We start from the raw sequence: 16,809 nt of genomic DNA on the forward strand, positions 1-16,809 counted from the left end.
GGCCTGTTTATGCCTCTGCTAACGTGCCGTTCAGGCACAGCACTGTCACCTGCGGAGACCGCCCATGGCCCATCGCCGAACACCCGCCAGTGCCACCCTGCAATTGCGCCGGGTGGCCATTGATACCTACCGGGAAAACGTCGCCTACCTGCACCGCGACTGTGCCATCTATCGTGCCGAGGGCTTCCAGGCGTTGTCCAAGGTTGAGGTGAGCGCCAATGGCCGGCGCATCCTCGCCAGCCTCAATGTGGTGGATGACGAATGCATCGTGGCGGTTGGCGAACTGGGCCTCTCGGAAGATGCCTTTGCCCAGCTGGGCGTGGCCAACGGGCATCCAGCGAGTATTTCCCAGGCCGAGCCGCCGGCTTCGATCCATGCGCTGCACCGCAAGATTGCCGGGGAGCGTCTTAGCCATGATGACTTCCGGGCCATCGTGCGTGACATCAGCGAGCACCGCTATTCGAAGATCGAGTTGACGGCCTTCGTGGTCGCCTGCAACCAGGGTGAACTGGACCGCGAAGAGGTGTATTTCCTCAGCGATGCGATGACCGCCGTGGGCCGGCGCCTGGACTGGCGTGAGCACCCGGTAGTCGACAAGCACTGTATTGGCGGTATTCCCGGCAATCGCACCTCGATGCTGGTCGTACCGATCGTTGCCGCCCACGGCATGCTCTGCCCGAAAACCAGTTCGCGGGCCATCACTTCGCCGGCCGGGACCGCCGACACCATGGAGGTGCTGGCCAATGTCGAGTTGCCCTTCGCCCGCCTGGAGGAGATCGTCCACGCCCACCGCGGCTGCCTGGCCTGGGGGGGCACCAGCGATCTGTCGCCGGCCGACGATGTGCTGATTGCCGTGGAGCGGCCGCTGTCCCTGGATTCGCCCGGACAGATGGTGGCCTCGATCCTTTCCAAGAAAGTCGCTGCCGGCTCTACCCACCTGTTGCTGGATATCCCGGTCGGGCCGAGCGCCAAGGTGCGCTCCATGCCCGAGGCACAGAAGCTGCGCAAGCTGTTCGAGTATGTGGCCGGGCGCATGGGGCTGGCCATTGACGTGATCATCAGTGACGGTCGGCAGCCGGTGGGTAATGGTATTGGCCCGGTGCTGGAGGCGCGTGATGTCCTGCAGGTACTGACCAATGATCCGGCCGCGCCCAACGACCTGCGTCAGAAATCGCTGCGCCTGGCCGGGCGCATGCTGGAGTTCGACCCGGATGTGCGCGGTGGCGATGGCTTTGCCATTGCCCGCGATATCCTCGATTCCGGGCGGGCCCTGGCCAAGATGCACGCGATCATGCAGGCGCAGGGGCTGCGAGAGTTCGACTACCGGAATCCACCGCTGGCGCCGCTGAGCTTCGAGGTGTGTGCCGACACGGAGGGTGTGCTGGTCGCCATCGACAACCTGCAGTTAGCGCGTATTGCCCGTCTGGCCGGTGCGCCCAAGGTACAGGGCGCTGGCCTTGACCTGCTGCACAAGCTGGGCGCGCGGGTCAGCGCCGGCACGCCGTTGTACCGCGTGTATGCCGCCTATGCGGCGGATCTGGAATTTGCCCGCCAGGCCTGCGCGCGTGCCTCGGGGGTGAGCCTGGGCGAGGCAGAGCAGCTGCCGGCCTTTTTTGTGGAGTGCTGATCAATGAGCCAGAGCCTGTTGCTGTATTTCGCCGAGGAGGCGCTGCCTGCGCGGCGTCTGGCCGAGGCCTGCGGTCTGCCTGCCGCGGCAGTCGAATCTCACCGTTTTCCCGATGAAGAACTGCGTCTGCGCCTGCCCCTGCAGCCTGGCCAGGCGCTGCCCGAACAGCTGGTGCTGTACCGCAGCCTGGATCGCCCCAACGAGAAACTCGTCGAACTGCTCTTGCTGGCGGGTGAAGCACGTCGCCTGGGTGTACAGCGTTTGTGGCTGGTCGCCCCCTACCTGGCCTACATGCGCCAGGATATGGCCTTTCACCCTGGCGAAGTGGTCAGCCAGCAAATCATCGGGCCTTTTCTGGCCGGCCTGTTCGATGGGGTGATCACCGTGGACCCGCACCTGCATCGCATTGCCAGCCTGGCCGAGGCCATTCCGCGGGGTGTGGCCGTCAGCCTGTCGGGTGCGCCGATGCTTGCCGAACTGATTGCCGAGCAGGTTGAGCAGCCGCTCTTGCTGGGGCCGGATGCCGAGTCGGCACAGTGGGTCGGTCAGGCCGCGGCTGTGCATGGCTGGCCGCATGGGGTGTGCACGAAGCTGCGGAGCGGCGATCGTCAGGTGCAGATCAGCCTGCCGGCGCTCGATCTGCGTGGTCGCAACGTGGTGTTGCTGGATGACGTGGCCAGTTCCGGGCGAACCCTCGCGGCGGCCGCACAGCAGGCCCTGGCAGCGGGGGCGGCCACGGTGGATGTGGCGGTGACGCATGCGCTGTTCGCCGGTGATGCCCTGGCGGTGATCGCGGCGGCCGGTGTTGGCCGGGTGTGGAGTACCGACTGCATCAGCCACCCGAGCAACGCCATTGCCATGGCGCCCTGCTTGGCACAGGCGTTGCAACCGTTGCTCATGCAGCGCTGAGTGTGGCGTGAAAACGGCGAAGTGCTTCTCAACGGAACGTCTGGGTAGTAGCCATGCCGAGTGGGCATGGCGTGTACAGGGTTGCTTGGCATGATTATGGATTTCGTCACGGGCGCGGCGTTGCTGCTGGCGCTGTGCTACCTGCAGGCGATCAACGTACGCGCCTGCCAGGGGCGACCCTGGCTGTTGCGCTTGAGTTCGGGGCTGCTGTTTGGCGTCATTTGCCTGGTGGGCATGTGGCTGCCGATTGCCCCGCACGAGGGCGTGTTCTTCGATGCACGGACGGCGGTGCTGAGCATGGCCGCGCTGTTCGGTGGTGCCTGGGTTGCCTTGCTGGCCGGGCTGATTGCGGCTGCGGGGCGCCTGTGGCTGGGCGGTATTGGTATGTACGTCGGGGTGGCGAACGTCATCCTGCCGTTGCTCATGGGCCTGGCCATGCGTGCGCTGGTGCAGCGCGGGCGACTGCCACTGAATGCCCTGTCGTTGTGGTTGTTCGGCGTTTTGCTACATCTGGGCGTGCTGCTGGTGCTCAGCGCCCTGCCGGCCGAGCACTACCAGCGCATTCTCACGTACCTGGCCCTGCCTTCGTTGCTGGTCCTGCCGTTGGCCGGGGTGATGCTGGGCTTGCTGCTCAAGGATATTGGCCAGCGCCAGCACACCGAACGCGACCTGCAGTTCAGTGAAGCGCGTCTGCGGGCGATTGCCGGCGCCCTGCCTGACCTGTTGATGGTGCTCGACGAGGACGGCCGCTATCTGGAGGTGATTGCCCCTGACCCGCAGTTGTTGCGCCTGCCGGTCGGCGCGCTGCTCGGCAAGCGCCTGCATGAAGTGCTGGCGCTGAGCCAGGCGGAGTCACTGCTGGCCTTCGTACGCCTGACCTTGTCCAGCAATGCGCCCCAGGTCACTGAGTACCGCATGCAGACCCTGGCCGGGCTGCGGCTGTTCGAAGCCCATGCGCGGCGCCTGGATGTCACCCTCGAGGGGCGTGCGGCGGTGGTCATGATCATTCGTGACATCACCGAGCGGAGTCTGGCCGAAGAGGAGTTGCGCATCGCCGCGATTGCCTTTGAAACTCAGCAGGGCATGTTCATTACCGATGCCAGCAGTCACATTCTGCGGGTCAACCAGGCCTTTTGCCGGATTACCGGGTATCAGCCGGACGATGTGATTGGCCAGCACACCCGGCTGCTCTCCTCGGGCCAGCAGGGGGTCGAGTTCTACCGGCAGATGTGGCAGTCGATCCATCAGCACGGCAGTTGGCAGGGAGAAATCTGGAATCGCCGCAAGAGTGGCGAGGTCTTCCCCGAGTGGCTGTCGATCAGTGCCGTGCGCGCCACGGATGGCCGGGTAAGCCACTATGTCGCCTCGCTCAGTGACATCAGTGAGCGCAAGGAGGCAGAGCAGCAGATTCGCCACCTGGCGTTTTACGACCCATTGACCGGTCTGCCCAATCGGCGCCTGCTGCTCGACCGCCTGCAGCAGGCCATGGCGCACAGTGCGCAGAGTGGCCAGTATGGCGCGCTGATGTTCCTTGATCTGGATAATTTCAAGAATATCAATGACCTGTATGGTCACCAGGCGGGCGACCAGCTGTTGCTGCAGGCTGCCGGGCGACTGTCGGCCCTGGTGCGCAGCAGTGAGGCGGTGGCGCGTCTGGGCGGCGATGAGTTCGTGCTGATGCTCGAACAGCTGGGTGGGCAGGCCGACCAGGCGGCCAGCCGCGCCGAGCAACTGGGTGGGCAGATCCTGCACAGCCTCAGCCAGCCTTATAGCCTGCTCGGCCAGCCGCTGCACAGTAGCGTGAGCATCGGCGTGGTGCTGTTCCTCGGTAACCACGAGAGTGTCGATGAACTGTTCAAACGCGCCGATCTGTCCATGTATGAAGCCAAGCATGCCGGCAAGAATGCCCTGCGCTTTTTCGACCCGCAGATGCAGGCCGTAGTCAGTACGCGCTTGCGCCTGCAGGAGGAAATGCGCCAGGGGCTGCGTGAAGGACACTTTATCCTGCACTACCAGGCCCAGGTGGAAGAGGGCTGCGGCGTGGTGGGAGCCGAGGCGCTGTTGCGCTGGCAGCACCCCCAGCAGGGCTTGCTGGGGCCGGCGGCGTTCATTCCATTGGCCGAGCGCAGCGGGCTGATCCAGGCGCTGGATGGCCTGGTACTGCGCCAGGCCTGTCTGCAACTGGCGCGCTGGCAGGCCCAGGGTGGCGCGCTGGCGCGCTTGAGCCTGGCGGTCAACCTGAGCGCCGTGATGCTCTATCAGCCCGGCTTCGTCGAAGACTTGCAGGCGCTGCTCGAGGAAACCGGCGCGGCGGCACAGCTGCTCAAGCTGGAAATCACCGAGTCGTTGCTGCTGGATGACATGGCGGCTGCCAGCCAGCGCATGAATGCCTTGCGACAGATGGGTATACGCTTTTCCATTGATGACTTTGGCACGGGTTATTCGTCCATGGCCTATCTGCAGAAGCTGCCGCTGGATCAGCTGAAGATCGACCAGTCGTTCATCCGTGAACTGCCCGGCAATCCGAGCAGCCTGGCGATTGTCCGGGCAACTTGTGCCATGGCGCAGAGCCTGGGACTGCAGGTGATTGCCGAAGGGGTGGAGACCCCGGCGCAGCGCCAGGTATTGCTGGACAGTGGTTGCCGGCATTTCCAGGGTTACCTGTTTGCCCGGCCCGTGCCGGTCGAGCAATTCGAGGCGTTGCTGGCGGCGCAGTAAACTCAGTGCCAGCCCTGCTGCCAGCGGCTGGAGTCCTGCAGTTCACGCCAGTCGATCCACTGGCTGCGGCGTGTCAGCACCGCCTGCAGCTCGACTTGCAGGACTTCGCCCTGTTCGTCACGCAACCAGTCGTTGACCAGAAAATGCCGTTCGCGCTGCTGTACCTGGCGTGCGGTCCATTTCGAGAGGAGCAGCTTGCGTGGATTGAGGCGGTGGCGTTGTTCAGGCATCGCGGTGCTCCAGCAGCTTGCGCGCGGCTTCCAGGCCGCTCAGCCAGGCGCCTTCCACGCGGCCACTCAGGCACCAGTCGCCACAGGCATACAGGCCCAGCTCACCCTGCGCCAGGGCACCCCACTGATGCGCCTGGGCTGGGCGCGAATACAGCCAGCGATGGGCCAGGCGCAGCGTCGCGGGGGGAATCCGACAGCCGAGTAGTTCGGCAAACTCACCGTGCAACAGGTCGATCACCGCTGTCTTGTCCAGGTCGATGTGCGCGCGGCTCCAGGTGCTGCTGGCATGCAGGATCCATTGTTCGTGGTGCGTCTCGCGGCCCGGCTTGCTCTGGTTGCGGGCCATCCAGTCGAGCGCCTGGTCCTGCACGAAGCAGGCGTCCAGCGCTGTGTCGAGCGGCTCGTCGAAGCACAGGGCGACCGCCCAGGTCGGCTCCATGACCACGCTGGCGGCCTGCGCCGCCATGCTCGGCGCAGCGCTCAGCAACGAGCTGGCCTGTGGCGCAGGGGTGGCGACGATCACTGCGCTGAACGGGCCATGACTGTTGCCCTGGCTGTCGAGTAGTTGCCAGTGTTGGCTGCCGCGAAAGACCTCGCTGATCCGACAATCGAACTGCACCGGCAGATCGCCCAGCAGCTGGCGGCACAGCGCGCTCATGCGCGGCGTAGCCACCCAGCGTTCCTGACTGTCTACCGACGGGCTCAGCTGGCCCTGGCGAGCCTGGTACAGGCGCGGCAGCCAGGGGGCGACCCAGCCCTGTGCCTGCCAGTGCTGGACGGCCGTGCTGAACTGTCGATCGCGTGCGGTGAAGTACTGTGCGCCGAGGTCGAGGCTGCCGCAGTCGCTGCGCTTGCTGGACATGCGCCCGCCGCTGCCACGGCTCTTGTCGAACAGCTGCACGGGCAGGCCGGCCTCATGCAGGCGGCGGGCGGCGGACAGGCCGGCGAGGCCGGTACCGATGATGGCGATGGGGTGCTGCATGGGCGGCCTCACAAGGTGGCTGGAGATTGATGTACCTATATTGTACAAAGTCTTTTATTCTGTACATGTTTTTGCTGGCCGATCATCTATGCTTGAGGTTAGCAGGCCGTTACCTGAGGAGGCGTCGTCATGCACATTCTGCTTACCGGAGGGACCGGCCTGATTGGTCGGGCACTGTGCCGCCACTGGTTGGCGGCCGGGCATCAGTTGAGCGTATGGAGCCGCCGCCCCGAGCAGGTTGCCGCGCTGTGCGGTGCACAGGTACGCGGTATCGGACGCCTGCAGGAACTGGGTGAGGAGCCGCTGGATGTCATCGTCAACCTGGCGGGGGCGCCGATTGCCGATCGTCTGTGGACGCGCCGGCGCAAGGCCGAGCTGTTGGCCAGCCGGGTGCAGCTTACCGATCAGTTGGTCGAGTGGCTGGCCACGCGGCGCCAGCGTCCGGCGCTGCTCCTGTCCGGCTCGGCGGTGGGCTGGTACGGCTGTGGTGGCGAGCAGGAACTCGATGAGAACAGTGGTAGCCCCGCCGAGGACTTTGCCAGCCAGTTGTGCGCTGCCTGGGAAGACAGTGCGCGGGCTGCCGAGGCGCTGGGCCTGCGGGTGGTGCTGTTGCGTACCGGTCTGGTGCTGGCCCGTCAGGGTGGTTTGCTCAAACGCATGCACTTGCCGTTCAGTCTGGGCTTGGGCGGCCCGTTGGGCGATGGGCGACAGTGGATGCCGTGGATCCACCTGGCCGACCAAATCGCGCTGATCGATTTTCTCTTGCAGCATCCGCAGGCCAGTGGGCCTTACAATGCGTGCGCGCCACAGCCGGTCCGCAATCGCGACTTTGCCAGGGCACTGGGCCAGGCCCTGCATCGCCCAGCCTGGCTGGCCGCCCCGGCGGGGCTCTTGCGCCTGCTGCTGGGTGAGTTGGCCGAGTTGTTGCTGGACGGCCAGCGCGCCGTGCCGCGCCGCCTGTTGCAGGCGGGTTTCCGTTTTCGCTTCACCACGCTGGAGGAGGCCCTGGCCGACCTGCTGGCGGGTACAGACAAGGATTGAGCATGTCCGATCACGCACTGCTGTTGGTCAATCTGGGGTCGCCGGCTTCCACCTCGGTGGCCGATGTGCGCCGTTACCTCAACCAGTTCCTCATGGACCCTTATGTCATCGACCTGCCCTGGCCGCTGCGGCGCCTGCTGGTCGGGCTGATCCTGTGGCGCCGGCCGGCTGCCTCGGCGCACGCCTACCAGTCCATCTGGTGGGATGAAGGCTCGCCGCTGGTGGTGCTCAGTCAGCGTCTGACCGACGCCGTGCGCCCGCTCTGGGCGCATGGACCGACCGAACTGGCGATGCGCTATGGCGAACCGTCAATTGCCGGCACGCTGCAGCGCCTGGCTGAGCAGGGCGTGCGCCGGGTGACCTTGGCGCCGCTCTATCCGCAGCATGCCGACAGCACCACCACCACGGTGATCGAAGAGGCGCGCCGGGCCATCGCCCAGCACAGCTTGCCGCTGCGTCTGCAGGTCCTGGCACCCTTCTATGACCAGTCGGAATACCTCGATGCCTTGGTGGCCAGTGCCGAACCTTACCTGCAGCAGCCTTTCGATCATCTGCTGCTGAGCTTTCACGGCCTGCCTGAGCGGCACCTGCACAAGGCCGATCCGAGTGGCAAGCACTGCCTGCGTAGCGTCGACTGCTGTCAGCAGGCGCCTGCCGAGGTGCTGCAGCGCTGTTACCGTGCGCAATGCCTGCGCAGTGCGGCAGCCTTTGCCGAACGCGCCGGGCTGACTGATGGACAATGGTCGGTGGGTTTCCAGTCACGGCTGGGGCGTGCCAAATGGATCGAGCCGTACACCGAGGAGCGTCTGGACGAACTGGCCGCCGCCGGGGTGAAGAGGCTCCTGGTAATGTGCCCGGCTTTCGTGGCCGACTGTATCGAGACCCTGGAAGAAATCGGTGATCGTGGTCGTGAACAGTTCATCGCCGCCGGCGGTGAGGAACTGGTGCTGGTGCCTTGCCTGAATACCCATCCGCGCTGGGTGGAGGCGCTGGCCAGCCTGTGCCAGAAAGTGCCGCAGGCGCTGACCTGAAGAAAACCACAACGCCGCTGTTCAGCGGCGTTGTGGTCTGTGCGCTTTAGTGATGGCGTTGGCGCTGCCAGGCGCGTGCCGCCAGAACCAGCAGGGTGATGGCGGTCAGCGGCAGGACAAAGCTCAGCATGGCCTGTTCGAAGGCGCCCAGCCAGGGCGCGCCACTGCTGTTGGAAATCAGGTAGACGGTGTACAGCGCGTAGTAGCCGACGAACAGCACACCTTCCCAGCGATTGATCGAATAGCCGTTGAAGAAGATTGGCAGGCAGGCGATGGCTACCGCGATCATTACCGGGAAATCGAAGGCCAGGGCGTTGGCTGCCACGCTGATGGCCTGTGGCGAGACCAGCGATGCCAGGCCGAGTACGCAGAGCAGGTTGAAGATATTACTGCCGACGATATTGCCCACGGCGATATCGCGTTCGCCCTTGAAGGCAGCCATGACCGAGGTGGCCAGCTCCGGTAGCGAGGTGCCGATGGCGACCACGGTCAGGCCAATCACCAGCTCGGAAATGCCCAGCGCGCGCGCCAGGGTAACGGCACCCTCCACCAGAAAGTTCGAGCCGCTGACCAGCAGGACCAGGCCGGCGGCGATCAGCGCCAGGTTGATCAGCCAGGCGTAGGGCTTGGGCGTTTCGTCGAGGCCGAACTCTGCAGCGAACTCGTCGTCCTCGGCGGCAATGCCTTTTTCCCGAAGGCTGCTGATGATCAGGAAGCCGGTGTAGGCCAGGACCCCGGCGAACAGCAGGGCGCCATCCACACGGCTCAGGCTGCCGTCCCAGGCCAGGGCGAAGGTCAACAGGCTGGCGCCGATCATGATCGGCACGTCGAGGCGAATCAGTTGCCGCGAAACCAGCAGGGGGGCGACTACGGCCGTCACCCCGAGGATCAGCAGGACGTTGGCGATATTGCTGCCAATCACGTTGCCAATGGCCAGGTCACCGCTGCCATCCAGTGCTGCCTGCACGCTCACCGCGGTTTCCGGCGCGCTGGTGCCAAAGGCCACGACGGTCAGGCCGATGATCAGGGGCGGGATACCGAACTGTGCGGCCAGCTTGGCAGCGCCGCGCACCAGTACTTCGGCGCCAGCGACCAGCAGCACCAGGCCGGCGACGATATAAACGAAAGTCATCAGGGTCATTGCGCAAGGCTCCAGAAAAATGGCGCTAGTGTAATCATTGCCGGACGGCACGCCAGAGGCGCTTTGGCTGGCGTGTGCGGCTCTTTGTAAGAGGCTGTGTTCATTCGCTCAGTAGTTGCAGTTGTACCGGCACGACACCGTCGCGCAGCATGTCCAGTTGCTGCGCCGCGCCGCGTGACAGATCGATGATGCGGCCCCGGGTAAAGGGCCCGCGATCATTGATGCGTACCACCACACGGCGTTCATTGCGCAGGTTGGTGACCTGCACGCGGCTGCCGAATGGCAGGCTGCGATGGGCAGCGGTCAGTGCATGCTGGTTGAACGGCTCGCCACTGGCGGTCGGTCGTCCATGGTGTTTTCCACCGTACCAGGAGGCCTGGCCGGTTTCGCTGGAGACGAAACGGCCCGATGTGGAGCAGCCGGCGAGCAGCAGGATGGCGACAAGCTGCGCACCACAGGCCAGCAGAGAAAGGCCGCGACGGGGTCGCTGGAGCCTTCCTTGCAGCGTGTGGTGTGCGGCTTGCAGCGGCTTCATCCCTCGAGTTTCTTCTTCAGCAGTTCGTTCACCTGTCCCGGGTTGGCCTTGCCCTTGGAGGCCTTCATGGCCTGGCCGACGAAGAAGCCGAACATCTTGCCGCGCTTGGCTTCGTCGCTGGCACGGTACTGCTCGACCTGCTCGGCGTTGGCCGCCAGCACGTCATCCAGCATCGCTTCGATGGCGCCCGAGTCGGTGACCTGCTTGAGGCCCTTGTTCTCGATCACCTCGTCGGCAGTCGCACCTTCGCCGGCAGCGAGGGCCTCGAAAACCATCTTGGCGATCTTGCCGCTGATGGTGTTGTCGCGGATGCGCAGGATCATCCCGCCCAGCTGTTCGGCCGAAACCGGCGACTGCTCGATATCCAGGTTGTCCTTGTTGAGCAGGCTGGACAGCTCGCCCATCACCCAGTTGGCGGCCAGCTTGGCGTCGCCGCAGACCCCGGCGACCTGTTCGAAGTACTCGGCCATCTCGCGGCTGGCCGAGAGCACGCTGGCGTCGTAGGCGGACAGGCCGTACTGGCTCTGGAAACGCTCGCGTTTCTGCGTCGGCAGCTCCGGCAGCTCGCCGCGCAGCTGTTCGATGAAGCTGTCTTCGAGCACCACCGGCAGCAGGTCGGGGCAGGGGAAGTAGCGGTAGTCGTTGGCTTCTTCCTTGCTGCGCATGGAGCGCGTCTGGTCCTTGTTCGGGTCGTACAGGCGGGTTTCCTGGACCACCTGGCCACCGTCCTCGATCAGCTCGATCTGCCGCTGCACTTCATGGTTGATGGCCTTCTCGATGAAGCGGAACGAGTTGACGTTCTTGATCTCGGCGCGGGTGCCGAACTCGGCCTGGCCTTTCGGACGTACCGAGACGTTGCAGTCGCAGCGCAGCGAACCTTCGGCCATGTTGCCGTCGCAGATGCCCAGGTAGCGCACCAGGGCGTGGATGGCCTTGACATAGGCCACCGCTTCCTTGGCCGAGCGGATGTCCGGCTCGGAGACGATTTCCAGCAGCGGCGTGCCGGCGCGGTTCAGGTCGATGCCGCTCATGCCGTGGAAGTCTTCGTGCAGGCTCTTGCCGGCGTCCTCTTCCAGGTGCGCGCGGGTGATGCCGATGCGCTTGGTCGTGCCGTCTTCCAGGGTGATGTCGAGGAAGCCCTTGCCGACGATGGGCTGGTCCATCTGACTGGTCTGGTAGCCCTTGGGCAGGTCCGGGTAGAAGTAGTTCTTGCGCGCGAAGACGTTGGTGCGGCCCAGTTCGGCGTCGATCGCCAGACCGAACTTCACCGCCATGCGCACGGCCTCGGCATTCAGCACCGGCAGGGTGCCAGGCATGCCCAGGTCAACCAGGCTGGCCTGGGTGTTGGGCTCGGCACCGAAGGTGGTGGCGCTGCCGGAGAAGATCTTCGACTGGGTGGAAAGCTGGGCGTGGATTTCCAGCCCGATTACGGTTTCCCATTGCATGGTGATCGTCCTCAGAAGCCGCTCGGGGCGTGTTTATGCCAGTCGCTGACCTGCTGATACTGGTGCGCGACGTTGAGCAGGCGGCCTTCCTGGAAATAGTTGCCGAGCAGTTGCACGCCCACTGGCAGGCCATCGACGAAGCCGGCAGGCATCGACAGGCCGGGAATGCCGGCCAGGTTGGCGGTGATGGTGTAGATGTCTTCCAGATAGGCCGAGACCGGATCGCTGTTCTTCTCGCCGAGCTTCCAGGCCGGGTTGGGCGTGGTCGGGCCGAGGATCACGTCGACCTCCTCGAAGGCACGGACGAAGTCGTTCTTGATCAGCCGGCGGATCTTCTGCGCCTTCAGGTAGTAGGCGTCGTAGTAGCCGGCCGACAGCGCGTAGGTGCCGACCATGATGCGCCGCTTCACTTCCGCGCCGAAGCCTTCGCCGCGCGAACGCTTGTACAGGTCCTCGAGGTTCTGCGGGTTTTCGCAACGATAGCCGAAGCGCACGCCGTCGAAGCGTGACAGGTTGGAGCTGGCTTCCGCCGGAGCGATCACGTAGTAGGCCGGGATGGCGTGCTGCATGTTCGGCAGCGAGATGTCCTTTACCGTGGCGCCGAGTTTTTTCAGCGCGTCGACCACAGCCATGACCTTCTCGCCGATGCGCGCATCCAGGCCGGCGCCGAAATATTCCCTGGGCAGGCCGATACGCAGCCCGGCCAGCGGCTGGCTGAGCGCTGCCAGGTAATCATCCAGCGGCTGGTCGACGCAGGTCGAGTCCTTGGCGTCGAAGCCGGCCATGGCCTGCAGCAGCAGGGCGCAGTCATGGGCGTCACGGGCCATCGGGCCGCCCTGGTCGAGGCTCGAAGCGTAGGCAATCATGCCCCAACGCGAGACTCGACCGTAGGTCGGCTTGAGGCCGGTCAGGTTGGTCAGCGCCGCCGGCTGGCGGATCGAGCCGCCGGTGTCGGTGCCGGTGGCGGCCGGGATCAGGCGTGCGGCTACGGCAGCCGCGCTGCCACCGGAGGAGCCGCCTGGCACGCGCGTGGCATCCCAGGGGTTCTTCACCGCGCCGTAGTGGCTGGATTCGTTGGCCGAGCCCATGGCGAACTCGTCCATGTTCAGCTTGCCGAGGGTGACCGTACCGGCGGCGGCCAGTTTGTCCACCACGGTGGCGTTATAGGGGGCTTTGAAACCGCTGAGGATCTTCGAGGCGCAGCTGGTCAGCACGCCCTGGGTGCAGAACAGGTCCTTGTGGCCGATCGGTGCGCCGAGCAGCGCGCCCTGTTCGCCGGCGGCGCGGCGCTGGTCAGCGGCACCCGCCTGTTGCAGGGCCAGCTCTTCGGTGACACTGATGAAGCTGTTGAGCTGCGGGTCGAGCGCCTGGATGCGTTGCAGCAGGTGCTGGGTCAGTTCGACGGCGGAAAATTGCTTGGCAGCCAGGCCTTCGGCAATCTGGCTCAGGGTCAGTTGGTGCAGGCTCATTATTCGATCACCTTGGGAACCAGGTACAGGCCGTTTTCCACGGCCGGGGCGATGGCCTGGTAGGCCTCGCGCTGGTTGGTTTCGCTCACCACGTCGGCGCGCAGACGCTGGGTGGCCTCCAGCGGATGGGCCAGTGGCTCGACACCTTCGGTATCGACTGCCTGCATGGCGTCGATCAGGCCGAGGATGCTGTTGAGGGTGGCGGTGGTCTGTGGCAGATCGGCGTCATTCAGGCCCAGGCGGGCCAGATGGGCGATCTTTTCCACGTCGGAGCGTTCAAGCGCCATCGTGATCTCTCCAGGCTGGGGTTCGGGGGCTGCAGGCCGTCGGGAACGGTCGCCGCAAGATGCGGTCAAAGCCCGCGCAGATGGGCGCTCAAGGCCCATAGAAGCCGGCAATCTACCACAGCGGGCCGGTTGCCCAAAAGGCTCGCCGTTGTTAGAGTTTGCCGCACTTTTTTACCCAGCGTTTTCCTGACGCTCTGCCTAGGGCTCTATTCCCCATGTTCAAGAAACTGCGTGGCATGTTTTCCAGCGATCTGTCGATCGACCTGGGTACGGCCAACACCCTGATTTATGTGCGCGAGCGCGGCATCGTCCTCAACGAGCCGTCGGTCGTGGCGATTCGCAATGTCGGCAACCAGAAGAGCGTGGTTGCCGTGGGCACCGATGCCAAGCGCATGCTGGGCCGTACGCCGGGCAATATCTCGGCCATTCGTCCGATGAAGGACGGGGTGATTGCCGACTTCAGCGTCTGTGAAAAGATGCTGCAGTACTTCATCAACAAGGTGCATGAGAACAGCTTCCTGCAGCCTTCGCCGCGCGTGCTCATCTGCGTGCCGTGCAAGTCGACCCAGGTCGAGCGCCGTGCCATCCGTGAGTCGGCGCTGGGCGCCGGTGCCCGCGAAGTGTTCCTCATCGAAGAACCGATGGCCGCGGCCATCGGTGCCGGCTTGCCGGTAGAGGAAGCACGCGGTTCGATGGTCGTCGACATCGGCGGTGGCACCACGGAGATCGCCCTGATTTCCCTGAATGGGGTGGTCTACGCCGAGTCCGTGCGTGTTGGCGGCGACCGCTTCGACGAGGCCATCGTGACCTATGTACGCCGTAACTACGGTTCGCTGATCGGTGAGTCGACGGCTGAGCGTATCAAGCAGGAGATCGGTGCGGCCTATCCGGGTGCCGAGCTGCGTGAGATCGACGTGCGTGGCCGTAACCTCGCCGAAGGTGTGCCGCGCAGCTTCACCCTGAACTCTCACGAGGTGCTGGAAGCACTGCAGGAGTCGCTGGCGGCCATCGTGCAGGCGGTCAAGAGCGCGCTGGAGCAGTCGCCGCCCGAGTTGGCGTCGGATATTGCCGAGCGCGGTCTGGTGCTGACCGGTGGCGGTGCGCTGCTGCGTGACCTGGACAAGCTGCTCTCCCAGGAAACCGGCCTGCCGGTGATTGTCGCCGAAGACCCGCTGACCTGCGTGGCGCGTGGTGGCGGCAAGGCCCTGGACATGATGGATCGTCACTCCATGGACCTGCTGTCCACCGAGTAAGCCACCGGCGGCCGGTCTCGCCTGAGGGTGCCCGGCCGTAGCCTGCCGGGCCGGAGGCTTGCTGCTTGATCCATGCCGTTGCGAGGGCTTTGCCATCAAACCGCTATTTGCCAAAGGACCTGCCTTGGGTGTCCGCCTGCTGATCCTGGCGGTGCTTTCGGTCGTCCTGATGGTGGTGGATGCGCGCTTCGACACCTTCAAGCCAGTGCGCAGCCAGCTGGGCCTGGTACTCACGCCCTTCTACTGGCTGGCGGACCTGCCGGTGCGCGCCTGGGAAGGCATGACCAGCCAGATCAGCAGCCGCAGCGAACTGCTCGCGGAGAACGAGAAGCTCAAGGCCGAGGCGCTGCTCTTGCAGCGCCGTCTGCAGAAACTGGCGGCGCTGACCGAGCAGAACGTGCGCCTGCGCGAGTTGCTCAACTCGGCGGCGCTGGTCGATGAGCAGGTGCTGGTCGGCGAACTGATCGGTGTCGATCCCAACCCCTTCACGCACCGCATCCTGATCGACAAGGGCAGCCGCGATGGCGTGACCCTTGGCCAGCCTGTGCTGGATGCCCGTGGACTGATGGGCCAGGTTGTCGAGGTGATGCCCTATACCGCCCGCGTGTTGCTGCTCACCGATACCACGCACAGCATTCCGGTGCAGATCAATCGCAATGGTCTGCGCGCCATTGCCGTGGGTACCGGCAACCCGGAGCGCCTGGAGCTGCGCCATGTGGCGGATACCGCGGATATCAAGGAAGGCGACCTGCTGGTCAGCTCGGGGCTGGGCCAGCGCTTCCCGGCGGGTTATCCGGTGGCGGTGGTCAAGGAGGTCATCCATGACTCGGGGCAGCCTTTTGCCGTGGTGCGCGCGGTGCCGACCGCGGCACTCAATCGCAGCCGTTATCTGCTGCTGGTGTTCTCCGATCCGCGCAGTGCCGAACAGCGTGCCGCGGATTCGGCCGAGGCTCAGGAACAGGCTGACCGTGCGGCGGCGGAGCAGGCGCAGCCCAGCACTTCCGGTACGCAACCATGATGGCTGCTCCCGCGCCGCGCGGCGGCTGGCTGATCATGCTCACGCTGTTGCTGGCGTTGCTGCTGAGTGTCGCCCCCATGCCGGCCTTCATGGATATCGGCCGGCCGTTGTGGCTGGCCTTGTTTCTCAGCTTCTGGGTACTCAGCGTGCCGCACCGCCTGGGCCTGACCACGGCCTGGCTGTTCGGTCTGGCTGAGGATGTACTGTACGGCAGCCTGCTGGGGCAGAACGCACTGATTCTTTGCCTGGTCTGCGCCATGGTGCTAGGCCTGCAGCAGCGTCTACGGGTGTTCCCGCAATGGCAGCAGGCGCTGGTCCTGCTGGTGATCTTCGGTCTGGCGCAGTTACTGCAGTTGTGGCTGCAGGCGCTGGCCGGCAATCGCCCGCCAACCCTGGAGTTCATGTTGCCGGCGCTGGTCAGCGCGCTGCTCTGGCCCTGGGTGCAGGGTGGCCTGCGCAGCCTGCAGCGGCGTTTCCAGGTCAACTGAGGAGACGGGCATGGTTGACCTCTACCTGGCTTCGGCCTCGCCACGGCGTGCCGAACTGCTGACGCAGATCGGCGTGCCCTTTTGCTGTCTGCCGGTGGACATCGACGAGACTCCGCATGCCGGCGAACAGGCTGATGCCTATGTCGAGCGGCTGGCCCGGGAAAAAGCCACGGCAGCCTGGCAGACCCTGCCGGCGCAGAGCGGCGCCTGCGTGCTGGGCGCCGATACCTCGGTGGTGCTGGACGGACGGATTCTTGGCAAGCCGCGCGATCGTGCGGATGCTCTGGCTACCCTGGCGGCGCTGTCCGGACGCACGCACCAGGTGCTGACCGCCGTGGCGCTGCGCCAGGGACAGCGCTGTGAGAGTATCGTGGTAGCCAGTCAGGTACGTTTTCGTGTGTTGCGTGAAGGCGAGGCGCAAGCCTATTGGGCGACTGGCGAGCCGTGCGACAAGGCGGGTAGCTATGCCATTCAGGGGCTGGCGGCGGTATTCGTCGAGGCGCTGCAGGGTAGCTATTCGGGCGTGGTGGGTTTGCCGCTGTGCGAGACCGCGCAGTTGCTGGAACGTTTTGGCATGTCCTGCTGGCAGGCCGCAGAAGGCTAAAGCCTGCCGGTTGTTCACGCATCGCGTGCAG

16 protein-coding genes are annotated in these 16,809 nt (G+C 65.0%); 9 read left to right on the top strand and 7 right to left on the bottom strand.

Annotated features, from left to right (window positions below; all coding sequences use genetic code 11):
* Window positions 1-64 precede the first annotated feature (64 nt).
* From CW360_RS14280 to CW360_RS14290, 3 genes are all read left to right on the top strand, one after another.
* The gene (locus CW360_RS14280; RefSeq protein ID WP_101194170.1) at window positions 65-1,627 is read left to right on the top strand and encodes a thymidine phosphorylase family protein; all 1,563 of its coding nucleotides are present in this window, start codon (window positions 65-67) and stop codon (window positions 1,625-1,627) included.
* A 3-nt stretch (window positions 1,628-1,630) separates the two neighbouring features.
* Window positions 1,631-2,536, top strand: a complete 906-nt coding sequence (locus tag CW360_RS14285; RefSeq protein WP_093984312.1) for a ribose-phosphate diphosphokinase — start codon at window positions 1,631-1,633, stop codon at window positions 2,534-2,536.
* Between the two features lie 90 nt (window positions 2,537-2,626).
* The gene (locus CW360_RS14290) at window positions 2,627-5,254 is read left to right on the top strand and encodes an EAL domain-containing protein (RefSeq protein WP_101194171.1); all 2,628 of its coding nucleotides are present in this window, start codon (window positions 2,627-2,629) and stop codon (window positions 5,252-5,254) included.
* Window positions 5,255-5,256: 2 nt separating this feature from the next.
* On the opposite strand, the gene CW360_RS14295 is transcribed toward CW360_RS14290, so the two are convergent.
* Both CW360_RS14295 and CW360_RS14300 read right to left on the bottom strand, forming a co-directional pair.
* Window positions 5,257-5,484, bottom strand: a complete 228-nt coding sequence (locus tag CW360_RS14295; RefSeq protein WP_093984310.1) for a TIGR02450 family Trp-rich protein — start codon at window positions 5,482-5,484, stop codon at window positions 5,257-5,259.
* Complete coding sequence (locus CW360_RS14300; protein WP_101194172.1) at window positions 5,477-6,466, bottom strand: NAD(P)/FAD-dependent oxidoreductase; 990 nt, start codon at window positions 6,464-6,466, stop codon at window positions 5,477-5,479. Before CW360_RS14300 ends, CW360_RS14295 begins: the two co-directional genes overlap by 8 nt.
* Before the next feature lie 129 nt (window positions 6,467-6,595).
* Between CW360_RS14300 and CW360_RS14305 the strand changes: the two genes are divergently transcribed.
* Both CW360_RS14305 and CW360_RS14310 read left to right on the top strand, forming a co-directional pair.
* A complete protein-coding gene (locus CW360_RS14305) occupies window positions 6,596-7,507 on the top strand; it encodes a TIGR01777 family oxidoreductase (protein ID WP_101194173.1) in 912 nt (303 codons plus the stop codon).
* A 2-nt stretch (window positions 7,508-7,509) separates the two neighbouring features.
* Complete coding sequence (locus CW360_RS14310; protein ID WP_101194174.1) at window positions 7,510-8,538, top strand: ferrochelatase; 1,029 nt, start codon at window positions 7,510-7,512, stop codon at window positions 8,536-8,538.
* 46 nt (window positions 8,539-8,584) lie between these two features.
* Here CW360_RS14310 and CW360_RS14315 read toward each other — a convergent pair whose 3' ends face one another.
* The 5 genes from CW360_RS14315 to gatC all read right to left on the bottom strand — a co-directional run bounded on the left by CW360_RS14315 (window position 8,585) and on the right by gatC (window position 13,415).
* Entirely contained in the window at window positions 8,585-9,679 is a 1,095-nt protein-coding gene (locus CW360_RS14315; RefSeq protein ID WP_101194175.1) for a calcium/sodium antiporter, read from the bottom strand.
* A gap of 100 nt (window positions 9,680-9,779) precedes the next feature.
* Window positions 9,780-10,214 (bottom strand): septal ring lytic transglycosylase RlpA family protein, encoded by a 435-nt coding sequence (locus CW360_RS14320; RefSeq protein WP_101194176.1) that lies wholly within the window; start codon window positions 10,212-10,214, stop codon window positions 9,780-9,782.
* A complete protein-coding gene (gatB, locus tag CW360_RS14325; RefSeq protein WP_101194177.1) occupies window positions 10,211-11,659 on the bottom strand; it encodes an Asp-tRNA(Asn)/Glu-tRNA(Gln) amidotransferase subunit GatB in 1,449 nt (482 codons plus the stop codon). The genes CW360_RS14320 and gatB overlap by 4 nt, the downstream gene beginning before the upstream one ends.
* Before the next feature lie 11 nt (window positions 11,660-11,670).
* A complete protein-coding gene (gatA, locus tag CW360_RS14330; protein WP_170307399.1) occupies window positions 11,671-13,128 on the bottom strand; it encodes an Asp-tRNA(Asn)/Glu-tRNA(Gln) amidotransferase subunit GatA in 1,458 nt (485 codons plus the stop codon).
* Entirely contained in the window at window positions 13,128-13,415 is a 288-nt protein-coding gene (gene gatC / locus CW360_RS14335) for an Asp-tRNA(Asn)/Glu-tRNA(Gln) amidotransferase subunit GatC (protein WP_093984303.1), read from the bottom strand. Before gatC ends, gatA begins: the two co-directional genes overlap by 1 nt.
* 215 nt (window positions 13,416-13,630) lie before the next feature.
* Between gatC and mreB the strand changes: the two genes are divergently transcribed.
* The 4 genes from mreB (at window position 13,631) to CW360_RS14355 (ending at window position 16,778) form a co-directional block, all read left to right on the top strand.
* The gene (gene mreB / locus CW360_RS14340) at window positions 13,631-14,668 is read left to right on the top strand and encodes a rod shape-determining protein MreB (protein ID WP_093984302.1); all 1,038 of its coding nucleotides are present in this window, start codon (window positions 13,631-13,633) and stop codon (window positions 14,666-14,668) included.
* 94 nt (window positions 14,669-14,762) lie between these two features.
* The gene (gene mreC / locus CW360_RS14345) at window positions 14,763-15,686 is read left to right on the top strand and encodes a rod shape-determining protein MreC (RefSeq protein WP_093984406.1); all 924 of its coding nucleotides are present in this window, start codon (window positions 14,763-14,765) and stop codon (window positions 15,684-15,686) included.
* A complete protein-coding gene (mreD, locus tag CW360_RS14350) occupies window positions 15,686-16,174 on the top strand; it encodes a rod shape-determining protein MreD (RefSeq protein ID WP_093984301.1) in 489 nt (162 codons plus the stop codon). The genes mreC and mreD overlap by 1 nt, the downstream gene beginning before the upstream one ends.
* 10 nt (window positions 16,175-16,184) lie before the next feature.
* Complete coding sequence (locus tag CW360_RS14355; RefSeq protein ID WP_093984300.1) at window positions 16,185-16,778, top strand: Maf family protein; 594 nt, start codon at window positions 16,185-16,187, stop codon at window positions 16,776-16,778.
* Window positions 16,779-16,809 lie beyond the last annotated feature (31 nt).

Source organism: Pseudomonas fluvialis (genome assembly GCF_002835605.1).
Lineage (GTDB): Bacteria > Pseudomonadota > Gammaproteobacteria > Pseudomonadales > Pseudomonadaceae > Aquipseudomonas > Aquipseudomonas fluvialis.